Source organism: Kribbella endophytica (assembly GCF_054781295.1).
Genome location: NZ_BAAGUR010000004.1, coordinates 907218 through 918823 on the forward strand (window position 1 = coordinate 907218; position 11606 = coordinate 918823).

The 11606-nt window shown below is 70.4% G+C and carries 7 protein-coding genes; 1 reads left to right on the forward strand and 6 read right to left on the reverse strand.

Going from position 1 to position 11606, the window contains the following annotated elements; all coding sequences use genetic code 11:
* Positions 1-8 precede the first annotated feature (8 nt).
* The 6 genes from ACYVIO_RS35965 to ACYVIO_RS35990 form a co-directional block, all read right to left on the reverse strand.
* Positions 9-3020: a non-ribosomal peptide synthetase gene (locus ACYVIO_RS35965; protein WP_460655436.1), complete on the reverse strand. Its 3012-nt coding sequence runs from the start codon at positions 3018-3020 to the stop codon at positions 9-11.
* Positions 3021-3036: 16 nt separating this feature from the next.
* On the reverse strand, positions 3037-4179 hold the full coding sequence (locus tag ACYVIO_RS35970; protein WP_460655437.1) for an acyl-CoA dehydrogenase family protein: 1143 nt from the start codon (positions 4177-4179) through the stop codon (positions 3037-3039).
* Entirely contained in the window at positions 4176-5354 is a 1179-nt protein-coding gene (locus ACYVIO_RS35975) for an acyl-CoA dehydrogenase family protein (protein ID WP_460655438.1), read from the reverse strand. The genes ACYVIO_RS35970 and ACYVIO_RS35975 overlap by 4 nt, the downstream gene beginning before the upstream one ends.
* Positions 5354-8425, reverse strand: coding sequence for a non-ribosomal peptide synthetase (locus ACYVIO_RS35980; RefSeq protein WP_460655439.1), 3072 nt, complete (start codon positions 8423-8425; stop codon positions 5354-5356). Before ACYVIO_RS35980 ends, ACYVIO_RS35975 begins: the two co-directional genes overlap by 1 nt.
* A 122-nt stretch (positions 8426-8547) precedes the next feature.
* Positions 8548-9552 carry a BtrH N-terminal domain-containing protein gene (locus tag ACYVIO_RS35985; protein ID WP_460655440.1) on the reverse strand — a complete coding sequence of 335 codons (1005 nt, stop codon included), beginning with the start codon at positions 9550-9552 and terminating at the stop codon, positions 8548-8550.
* Entirely contained in the window at positions 9549-10226 is a 678-nt protein-coding gene (locus ACYVIO_RS35990; RefSeq protein WP_460655441.1) for a hypothetical protein, read from the reverse strand. Before ACYVIO_RS35990 ends, ACYVIO_RS35985 begins: the two co-directional genes overlap by 4 nt.
* A gap of 75 nt (positions 10227-10301) precedes the next feature.
* Here ACYVIO_RS35990 and ACYVIO_RS35995 point away from each other — a divergent pair, with 75 nt between their 5' ends.
* Complete coding sequence (locus ACYVIO_RS35995; RefSeq protein ID WP_460655442.1) at positions 10302-11603, forward strand: acyl-CoA thioesterase/bile acid-CoA:amino acid N-acyltransferase family protein; 1302 nt, start codon at positions 10302-10304, stop codon at positions 11601-11603.
* The last annotated feature ends 3 nt before the right edge of the window (positions 11604-11606 follow it).

The window sequence follows — 11606 nt, forward strand, 5'->3', positions numbered from 1 at the left end:
GACCTCGATCAGCCGACGGCGTGCTCGGAACGAAGCGCCGCCCGACGCACCCGCCGGTAGTGCGCGGTGTAGCGCCGCAGCACGCCCGCGTCGGCAGCTGCCAGCCGGACGCCCGCCTGGGAGAGCAGGCCGACGCTCCGTGACCTCGTGCATCCGACGCCGGCCTCGCCGAACAACTGTAGGAGACTTTCCTCCAGCGCCTGGTCCGGTACGTCGCGCCCCGCGGCCGGCAGCATCGCGAGCAGCGCCGCCATGTCGTCGTTCAAACCGTCGGACAACGCCTGCTCCTGCAGACGAAGCCAGAACTCACGGTAGGGCACCGGTTCGAGACCGAACTCGAGCGCGAACTCGGCCAGCAGGTCGTCCAGCCGGACGGGCTCCGGCTGGGCCAGGTGGAACCAGCCACGCGCACCTGAGCGGACCCCCGTCGTCACCAGCGTCGTGACCTGGTCGATGGGTGTGTAGTCCAGCACGATCGGACTGCGGAACGCCAACCCCAGCTGGACGTTCCAGCGCACGATGAGGTCGGGCAAACTCTTCGGGGACGGTACGCCGGTCACCGAGTGCGGCATCACCTCACCCAGCCGGTAGACGGCCGCCGCCAGCCCCCGGTCGGCAGCCTGCTCGACCAGCCGTTCCGCTGCCCATTTCGACAGGCTGTAGCCATTCATTGCTGGGGGCAACTGTGCGGGAGCCGACTCCGGCCGGCCCGGTACCGCCTCCAGCAGGCTCAGGGTCGAAATGTGGTGGAAGGCCTTGTGCCGTCCGGTCGTGGCCAGCCGGAGCGCCTCGGCCGTCCCCAGCACGTTGGCCGCACGGTGCGACTGGTACCCCAGGACCAGGTTGACCATGGCGCCGTTGTGCACGACGACGTCGACGACCGAGGTCAGCTGGGCCCACTCGTCGTCCGCGAGACCGAACCGAGGCTGGGCCAGATCACCGACGACGGGAACCACGCGGTCGAGATCGGTGGCGTCGAGGTGGTAGAAGAGCAGGCTGTCGTGGATCCGGTCCAGTGCGGCCGGGGCGTCCGCGGCGCGGACCAGGCAGTGGACGACTCCCTCGGTGTGGCGGAGCAACCCGTGCAGCAGGTGCGTGCCGACGAAGCCCGTCGCACCGGTCAGGAAGATCTGCTCGCAGGTGGTCACCAGCTCGCCGACCGGCCGGACGTCCGCGGTGAGAACGGCGTCCGCGACGGCCGACGGCAGATCGGACTCGGGGTCCTGCCTGGCCACCGGTCCCGCACTGATCCGTTCGGTCAGGGCCGCGATGGTCGGCGCCGCCACCAGGTCCTGGACCGTGAGCGACGTTCCCAGCTTCTCGTTGATCTGCAGAGTCAGGCGTACGGCGGTGAGCGAGTCGCCGCCCGCGGCGAAGAAATCGCCCTCCGGTCCACCCGGCACGAACCGGTTCCACGCCGCCTGGACCGCGACCGCGACCGGGTCACCGACGTCGGCCGACGCAGTGTGGTCGTACTCGGCCGCCAGGCCGGCCAACTGGTTGCGGTCGAGCTTGCCGTTCTGGTTCAGGGGCATCGCCTCGATCTGGATGATCCTCGACGGCACCAGACCGGCGGGCAGTGACCGGCGCGCGTGGTCGAGGACTCCGGCCGTCTCGACCACGCTCCGGCTCGTCACGAAGCCTGCTAGGCAGTTGCGTCCCGACGGATCGGCGTACACCGTCGCCCGCGCGTCGGTCAGTCCGGGGCAGTCGCGCAGCGCGGCCTCGATCTCACCGATCTCGACCCGCATGCCGTTCACCTTGACCTGGTCGTCGGTCCGGCCGCGGAAGCCGACCAGACCGTCCGGACCGACGACCGCGAGATCACCGGTCCGGTACAGCCGGCGGGCCGGCAGCCCGGGCAGGTGGTTGTCCGCGAACACCAGGTTCGTTCGCGCGGGATCGTCGAGGTACCCGGCCCCGACGCACTCCCCGCCGATCCACAGGTCGCCGACCTCGCCGCGCTCGACCGGGCGCAGGTCCTCTCCGAGGATCGCCAGGCAGGTGTTGGCGATCGGCAGACCGATCGGGATGCGCTCGACGTCGACGTCGCGGACCTCGTGGAAGACCATGCCGATCGACGCCTCGGTGGGCCCGTAGGTGTTGGTAATCCGAACGTGCGGCAGCAGCCCGCGGAACGTCTGCACGGGTCCGGCCAGCATCTCCTCCCCGCCGATGAGGAGGTGCCTCATCGAGCGCAGCTGTCGGACCATCGACGGCTGGGCGACCAGCAGCTCCACCAGCACGTTGAACACCGACGGCACGAAGTCCGTCATGGTCACACCGCACCGCTCGATGGTCGCCACGACGTCCTGCAGGTCGACGACCCCGGACCGGTCGGGGATGACGACCTGGGCCCCCTTGGTCAGCGGCCAGAGCATCTGCCAGACGCTGGAGTCGAAGACGTGCGGGCTGTTCTGCAGCACCACGTCGTCCGGCGCCGCCCCGAACCGGTGCGACATGTACGCGAAGCGGTTCCGCAGACCGCGGTGGATGTTCAGCGCGCACTTGGGCATGCCGGTCGAGCCGGAGGTGTAGAAGCCGTAAATCAGATCGTCGAGGCCCGGCGGCCGGTCGGCCGTGGCTGGGCGGTCACCGCTCGACGGAACAGCCAGGTCGATCTCCAGTACGGCGGTGGGCAGCGCCTTTCCCCCGCCGGCGGCGACGAGCGCGACCTTCGGGGACATCGCGGTCAGAACCTGCTCGAGCCGGGCGGCCGGCCAGCAGGCGTCCATCGGTACGAACGGAGCGCCGATGCGCATCGTCGCCAGCATGGCGATCGGGATCTCCAGACCGCTGGACAGCACGAACGGCGTCAGGTCCCCCAGACCGACTCCCGCGTCGAGCAGCCGGCCGGCCAGTCCGGCACTCAGCACGTCGAGGTCGTGGTAGCTCAGCGTCCGGCCGAGATGACTGACGGCCGGGGCCTCCGGCCGCTGCCTTGCCTGCCGGAGGAAGAGGTCCACGACGGTGAGCTCGTCGTGGTGTTCGAGGGTCGGGCCGACAATCATGGACGACATCGAAGCTCCTGGTGATCTAGCTGATGGCGGACGCGACGAGGTGATCGTCGACGGGGCGGTAGCGACGGGCGGCGTCCACGGAATCGCCACGTTCGCGCTGCCCGAGCTCGGACCAGAGGGTCGCGGGCGGGCCGGCCAGGGCCGCGCTGTCCCGGATCGCCAGGTAGTACCTGCTCAGGTCGGCGCCCGCCGTCAGGCCGCGGGCTCCGTGGGTCTGCAACGCCGTCCGGGTGGCGGCGGTCGCTGCTTCGAGCGCAAGGCCGAGCGCCTGCCCGGCCGCCAGCGGGTCCGGGAGACCACCGTCGTCGATCAGCCGCGCTGTCCGGCGTACGGCGAGCTCGGCGGCGCGCAGCGAGACCCAAGCACGGGCGAGCGGAAAACTGACGCCCTGATTGCTGATCAGCGGCCGGTCGAACTGTCGGCGGTGCTGCGCATAGGCCGCAGCCCGCGCGTGCGCGCCGTATCCGATCCCCACCAGCCAGGCCGCGTGACGGACCCGAAGCCGAGCGAGCAAGCCGTCCGGGTCCGACAGGGGCCAACCGGTTCCAAGGCTTCCGACGACATGCCGGTCGTCGACCTCGACGGACGCGAGCTCGACGGTCCGCACCCCGCCGGCGATCCGGCTGGTCAGCTGAGCGACCGTTTCCGGGTCGAGCAGGACCAGCAGCACTTCATTGCCGGAGGCAACCGCCGTGCAGATGGCCGACGCCGTCGAAGAGGTCGCACAGACCCGGCCGTCGAGCCGCCAGCCGGAGGGTACGGCGGTGGCGGCGGCCGGACCGGTCAGTCCGCACACCTCCACCGGAGTGCCCTGGTTGATCAGCTCGACCGGCAGGTCCCGCGGGCCACGCCGAACGGTCAGGAGGTCGGCCAGCAAGCCGGGACCGTTGTAGCAGTCGGGCAGACCGGCGCGGCCGAGCTCCTGGCCGACCACAGTGCCGGCTTCGAGGCCCAGGTCCAGGCCGCCCGCATCGACAGGCAGCTCGAGCTCGGCGGCCAGCACCGCCTTCAGCACCGTGGTCGCGTGGGCTTCCAGGCGTGAACGAACTTCTCGGAGATCGGCGGGATCGTCGCGGACGGGGTCCGGCCCGCTCGACCGGATGGTGTCGCGAACACTTCGGCCGAGCTGGTCGATCAAAGGGTCGGGCGGCAGGTTCATCGCAGATCTCCTGTCTCGAGCTCGAGGCCGGACGTCAGGCTCGAGACGATCTCGAGCATCACCTGCGAGGTCCCGGCGGCCAGAGTCAGCCCGGGAGCCTCGCGGAACGCCGACTCCAGGTCGCCGATCGCGTCCGGTGGCAGGTTCGTGTCCGCACCCGGCGGGTACAGCTGCGCCGCCCAGGTGGCGATCTGCTGGGCGGCCTCACTCGTGTACAACTTGGCCGCCGCGGCGCCCGCGTCGTCGGTCACGCCGCGGTCCAGCCCGTCGAGTACGTCGTACGTCAGCAACCGGCCGGCGGCCACCATCGCCCCGAACCGTCCGGCCTCGGCGAGGACGGCGTCGGAGACCGATTCGGACGCGGCGAGCCCGCCGACGGCGACCCGGTGCCAGGCGCGCGCCTTGAGCGAGTAGTCGAGTCCGGTGCGTTCCAGCGGCAGGCAACGGTTGAGCTGCTCCCAGCCGTCTCCCTCGTGCCCGATCAGGCTCTCGGCACCAACCCGTACGTCGACCAGCTCGACCCGGTCGAACTGTTCGTCGCCCAGGGTCGGCATCGTCGAGCGGTGCACTCCGGGCGCGTCGAGGTCGACGAGGAACAGGCTGATCCCGTCGTACTTCGAGACGCCGTCAGCGGTCCGCAACGAGCACAGGGCCAGGTCGCTCTGGCCGGACTTGAGGCCGAAGACCTTCACCGCGTCGAGACGCCAGCCGTCACCGTCGCGGCGCGCCTTTCCGCTCAGCGATGCCAGATCGGAGCCGGAGTCGGGTTCGGTGTAGAGAACGGTCGCGAAGCGTTCACCGGAGGCGAGCGCCGGTAACAGCCGCTTCTTCTGCTCCGGGCTACCGACCTGCATCAGGAACGATCCGACGATCTGGATGCTCAGCACATGAAGGGTGTCCGGCATCCCGGCCAGGACGAGCTCCTCCAGAGCCGCGGCCGATGCGACCTGTCCAGCTCGCCGACCGCCGAACTCCTCCGGCCATCCCGGCGCGAGCAGCCGTCGGCGGCCCAGCTCACGGTAGAGACCTCGTACGTCGGGCTCGGACGCCCCGGGCGCTCGTCCGGTCGCCAGCCCGGCCTCGGCCGCCGCCCGCACAGCGGTGTACTCGGCTTGCACAGCGGGATCCGCGAGCGCCTCGCGGACCGCGGAGATCAGGTCGGCCGTCGACTCCATCACTGGTTAACCTCCGCGTCCCCGAGGCGCAGGATGCGCTCGGCCTGTTCCTCGGACATTTCCTCGAGCAGCTCCAGCAGGCCTTCGTCGTCGAGCTGCTCGGCCCGGGCGGCATCGATCACGGTCGACAGCCCACAGATCGTCGCGTCGCGGAAGAAGTCGGCCACCCCCGCCTCGACACCGAACCGCCGACGGATCGCGGAGATCAGCTGCGCCGCCTGCAAGCTGCTGCCACCGATCGCGAAGAAGTTCGCGTCGACCGGGATCCGCTCCCGGCCGAGCATCGGGCCGATCAGCTCCTCGGCCAAGATCCGTTCGGTCTCGGTCAGTGCTCGACCCGAGTCCGCTGCCGGATCCTCCAGGGCATCCATCAGCGGCGCCGGCAGTGCGGCCCGGTCGACCTTGCCCGAGGCGGTCAGCGGCAGACGGTCGAGAACGACCACGAAGTCGGGCACCAGCGCGGCCGGCAGCCGCTCCCCGAGGAGCCGGCGAAGCTCCTGGTCGTCCGCACCGGCGATCGGCCGGGCGACCCAGGCGACGAGGTGCCGCTGCCCGACCGAATCCACCCAGACGTCGACAGTGGCCTGCATGACGTCCGTGAGACCGGCCAGCGTCTCCTCGACCTCGGCCGGCTCGATCCGGACACCGCGGATCTTGATCTGACGGTCGAGCCGCCCGAGGAACACCAGCTCGCCGTCGCGGCGACGGCGGACCAGGTCGCCGGTTCGGTACAGCCGTCCGCCGGCGGTGCCGAACGGGTCCTCGACGAACTTCTCGGCGGTCAGCTCCGGCCGGCCGAGGTAACCGTCGGCCAGTCCGGCTCCCCCGATCACCAGTTCGCCGGGTACGCCGTACGGCACCGGCCGCAATGCGTCGTCGAGCACGTGCGCGACATGGTTGTCGATCGGCAGACCGATCGGCGGCGAGCCGGCCGCCGGCGCGAAGCACTCGTGCACGACCATGGTGACCGTGCACTCCGTCGGCCCGTAGCCGTTGAAGAACCGCCGGCCGGGCGCCCAGCGATTGACCAGCTCACCGGGGAACGCCTCGCCACCGACGAAGGTGACCCTGAGATCGGGAAGTTCGGACGGGTCGAGCAGCGCCATCACCGAGGGCGGCAGATCGGTCACCGTGATCCGGTGGTCCCGGAGCAGCCGGTCCAGCAGGCGCAGGTCAAGACGCTCGTCCGGGGTGGCGACGACCAGCCGGGCCCCGTTCAGCAGGGCGGCGAAGGTCTCGAACACCGACACGTCGAACGTCGGCGCCGCGTACCCGAGGACGCGATCGGCCGGCGTCAGAGCGAACAGGTCCGACACTGCGGCGACGAAGTGGATCACCGCACGATGACCGATCCGCACACCCTTGGGGGTACCGGTACTTCCCGACGTGTACATGACGTAGGCAAGGTCGCCCGACGCACAGCCCGGATCCTCCGCGGCCATACTGCCGAGATCCACCTCGTCCAGAGCGACCCGGAGCGGGCCTCCGACAGCGTCCAGCTCGGCAAGACCTGCGGCCCTACCGATCACCGCGGCGACCGCGGCGTCTTCCAGCAGTGCGGTACGCCGCTGGGCCGGATGACCGGGATCGAGCGGCAGGAACGCGGCACCGGCCTTCAGTACGGCGAGCAGCGCGGTGACCTGCTCGGTCCCGCGCAAGAGGTCGACGGCGATCAGGTCGCCCTTGGAGACGCCGCGGTCGAGCAGGAACCTGGCGAGCCGGTTCGACGCGGCCTCGAGCTCGCCGTACGTCAACTGCTCACCAGCGGCAGACACCGCGATCGCATCCGGCGTACGGGCCGCCCGATCCGCGAACCAGGCGTGCACGGTGGACGGCGGCACCGAACGGATTCGCCCGCTCCCCCAGCGAATCAGGCTCGCTTCGTCCTCGGTGCTCATCGTCCGCAGCTCACCGATGCTGCGAGCGTCGGTGAACTGGTCGATCACCTGCAAGAGCCTCTGCAGCAGTTCGTCGGCAGATTCATTGCCGATGACATCGCAACGGTGCTCGATCAGCAGGCGTCCGTCGCCGGGGAACAGCAGTCGCAGGTCGCCGGTCGCGTTCTGGTCCACCGGTAGTGGCAGGACCTCGGCAGTGAGTCCGGGCAGCTGTGCCACCCGCAAGCCGGGTGTCGGGTCGAAGACGATCCGCATCGGCTCGGCACCGACAGCGTCGGCCGGTGCGGGCAGGGCCGCGGCGGCCTCGGCCGCACGGAGGTTCTCGGTGATATGGCGGACGAGATCGGCCGGCGTCATGGCCGGCTCGAGGTCGAGTGCCAGCGGCAGGGTGTCGGCGAGGCTGCCCACCAGTCGCAGCTGCGCCTGCTCCCGGCCGCCGGAGGCCACACCGATCAAGCCGTCGCGCGATCCGCCGTACCGGCGGAGCACTTCGGTGAACGCGGCCAGCAAGATCTTGGCTGGATCCACCGCCCAGTCGGCCGAGAGGCCTTCCAGTGCTGTGGCAGTCGTTGAGGGGATCTGCGCTGAGATGCGTCGCCAGGTCGGGTCCGGGCCACTGCCATCTCCCAGGTCGAGTACGAGCGGAGAACGGTCGGCCAGTCGCGAGGTCCACGCGGCCAGTAGCTCCTCACGGCGTCGTAGCGTCAGCTGAGACGCGGCCCGACGTGCGTATGCCACAGCCGAGAGACCGGCTGGAGCAGTCTGTGCTGGTCCGAGCCGGTCAAGCAGGTCGTCGATCACGACCTGCAGAGCCGGGCGATCGATCAGCACTTCACTCGCAGCGAAGAGCAGTACGTGCTCCGTCGGGGTGACCGTCAGCAGCTGAGCTCGCGCTCCTGGTCCCACTGGTGCGGACAGGAAGTTGCCGACGGCCTCATCCCGATTGCTACACGCAACCAGTTCGAGCGGCGGCTCGTCGTCCTCGGCCGATTCCAGCATCAACTCCGGAGTGATCCGGAGCCGCAGGGCGTCGTGGTTGCGCAGGACGGCCGACCAGGCTTCGCGGATCGCGTTCTGGTCGATGTCACCGTTCAGCCGCAGTGCGAACGCGCTGACCCCGATCGGCCGGTCGGAGGCGAGCAGGGCAGCCTGGAGCGGCGAAGGGGTGACCAAACCACCCGGAACGAGTCCGGGGGTCTCTCCCCGGAGCACTTCCAGAAACCGTGCGCGCCGGTCGGCCGGTAGCCGGTCGATCCGTGTCCGGAGCCGGCTTTCCGGTGCTCGTACCGAGATGGTCACAGCTCCTCCAGTGCCTCGTCGATGGTGGCCAGGGCGTCGCGGTACGCGGTCTGCAACCGCCGGGTGTGGCGTTCCAGCTCGACGATCCAGTCCTGCGGCGAGACACGTCCGTACGCCGAGGTCACGCGCACCGGCGTCCACGCGTGCGCGACCTGCTCGACCCTGCGGCCCGCCTCCGCCAGTCCCGGCGACTTCCACGACACCGCACAGTCCCGCAGCAGCTCGCCGTGGACCGCGCTCTGCGCCTGCATGCCCCACCCGAAGGTGTAGGCCTCCTCGAGCACGGCGCCGTTACCCGCGTCCGCCGCGGCGACCAGCTCCTCGCTGAACGCCGCGAGGCCGGCCAGCCCGGCCCGCGGATCTCCGGTCGCGGCGAACGTGCCGGCGTTGGTCCTCAGCGCGGACCTCAACCCGTCCCGGTCCAGTGGCAGGTAAGGGCCACCCAGGTCGATGTCGAGCCAGCGGCCGCGGATCTGCGCGCCCGAGAAGAACGCCTCCTGCTCGCGCGGGTTCGGCGACGTCCAGGCCGTCAGCAGGTCAGGGATCGACAGCGCTCCCTGGTACGCCGGTGGCATCGCGTCGCTGACGCGGACCAGGTCGCGCTGCTCGTCGATCGCGGAGATCACCAGCAGGTGCGCGGAGTGCACGTCGTGGTACGCCGGCCGGAACGGCAGGTGGTAGTTGTCTACGGCAACAACTGGGAGTCGACCCTCGGCCAGCACCGCCCGCAGGTCCTCCAACGGCCGTTCCGTCTCCGCCGCGCGCCAGCGCGACGTCACCGGATGATGGGTGAGGATTCCCGCGATCGGATCCTCCGGTGTCCGGGTCGGCCAGTAGAACTCCTCCGCACGCACGTCGCCCGGCAGGTGCAGGAATCCCCAGCCCAGACCGAGGACCTCCAACGGCTCCTGCCCCTGGGCGAGCAGCAGCGTCGCCAGCGTCGACTGCAGACAGCTGACCGGATCGCGGTACCACTGCTCGAGAGCAGGTCGCGAGGTCATCGGTCCTCACCACCCGACAGCACCAGCGTCGCCGCGAACAGGTGGACGGCCGGATTGCGCGGCAACCGCACTGCGGACAGCACTGACCGCCGGGTCACCGGGACCCGCTGGCTCCACAGCATCGCCGGAACCCCGGCCTGGACGTGGAACGGGTAGTGCATGCTGCGGGTGGCCCGGACCTGGGTCTCGCCGAACCACGCCGGAGCCGCCCAGAAGTCCGAGAGCCGCAGCTGCTCGAAGTCGACCGTCCCGTCGGCGAAGTGGAACGCCAGCTCGTCCTCGACCCGGCGCTCGGCCGCTCCCAGCACGTACAGCCAGTCGTACTCGCCGGCCGGGACCTCCACAAACTGCCCCGCGGCGCGCACGTTGTCGACGGCACCGGGTGCCGTCGGCGGGAAGTCGTAAACGACCTGATCCACGGCGCACAGCCCCGGCGCCGGCAGCTCTTCGGCCGGGAACGAGTTTCCCCAGATGTTGAAGGAGCCGCTCCCGGTGTCGGCCGCCGGCGTCGAGCCGACGTTGTTGCGGTGCGGCGCCAGGTCTACCGGACGGCAGCGGACCCGCAGCGACTCCGGCAGCGGGTCCGTCACGGAATCCGGCCGGAGCTTGACCGGCCCGGAGTACGGTCGCACCGCGACCACCGACGGCGGTGCATCGTTCGAGTGTTGGAGCACAACAACCCCCTCCGCATCAACTCTAGTCAGCAGAGACATTACTATAGTTGTCATGCAGTGCACGAGAGGATTCCGATGACAAATCCCGAAATTGTCGTGACGCCGGCCGAACCGAGCCTGGACACCCCGTTGCGGATCCGGGTCCGCGGGCTGCCACCAGGCAGTGAAGCAGTGCTGAGCGCGACCCAGCCCGACCAGATGGCACGCCCGTGGAAGAGCAGCGCCACCTTCACCGTGGGTGCGTCCGGCGAGCTCGACCTGTCGACGGACGCACCCACGGCCGGGTATGTGGGCGCGGACCCGATGGGGCTCGTGTGGTCGATGACCCGGGGGCGCAAGCCGCGCGGTGCCGAGCGTGACCGCCGGCTGCTTCCACCGGCCGAGCTGACGCTCTCGCTCGAGGCGACCGCCCAAGCAGCCGGGGACCGGCTCAGCGCGAGCGCCGTGATCCAGCGGCATCGATGGCCGGCCGGCGTCCAGCGTGCGACTGTTTCGACCCAGGGACTGGTCGGCACCATGTTCTGGCGAAGCGACGACGGTCCGCGGCCGGGCGTCCTCCTGCTCGGAGGATCCGAAGGAGGTCTGCACGAGCTCGACGCCGCCTTGCTCGCCGCCCGTGGGTTTACCGTGCTGGCCCTCGCCTACTTCGGCCGACGCGGCCTGCCCCACGGCCTGGTGTCGATCCCGCTCGAGTACTTCCGGGACGCGATCACCTTCCTGACCGCCCGCCGCAGCGTGCAGCCGGGCGGCGTCGGGGTGCTCGGTGCGTCCCGTGGCGGTGAAGCCGCGCTGCTGGCGGCCTGCGTCGACCAACGGGTCCGAGCGGTCGTCAGCGTGGTGGGCTCAGCTGTCATGACCCAGGGAATCCCCGCGCTCGACCACCTGGAGACGATCCTGGCGGCCGGCGAACCGTCGTGGACGCTCGACGGCCGGCCTCTGCCGTTCGTTCCCCAACTGGTCACGGACCGGATGCGTGAGCAGATCGCCGCTCGCGAGGCGGTCGACCTCGCACTGGCGTACGACGACGGCCTCGCCGATGCCGACCAGGTCGCTGCTGCCGCGATCCCGTTGCACCGCACCGACGCCGCTGTCCTGATCGCGACGGCGGGCGACGACCGGATGTGGCCGTGCAACCGGCTCAGCACAGTGCCGTCGGCCATGCGCCACGCCGGCGTCTGGGAGCACCTGGACTATCCCGAGGCCGGTCATCTCGTGGCGGCGCCGCCGTACGGACCTTGTACGGAACTGGTGACCGGCGGGCCCGGAGTGCGGTTCGCGACCGGAGGCAGCGCGGCAGCCAACGCCGCCGCGCGCGCCGACCTCTGGCCACGCATAGCCGGCTTCTTCGCCGATCAGCTCCCCGGCCGGACCGACTGACCT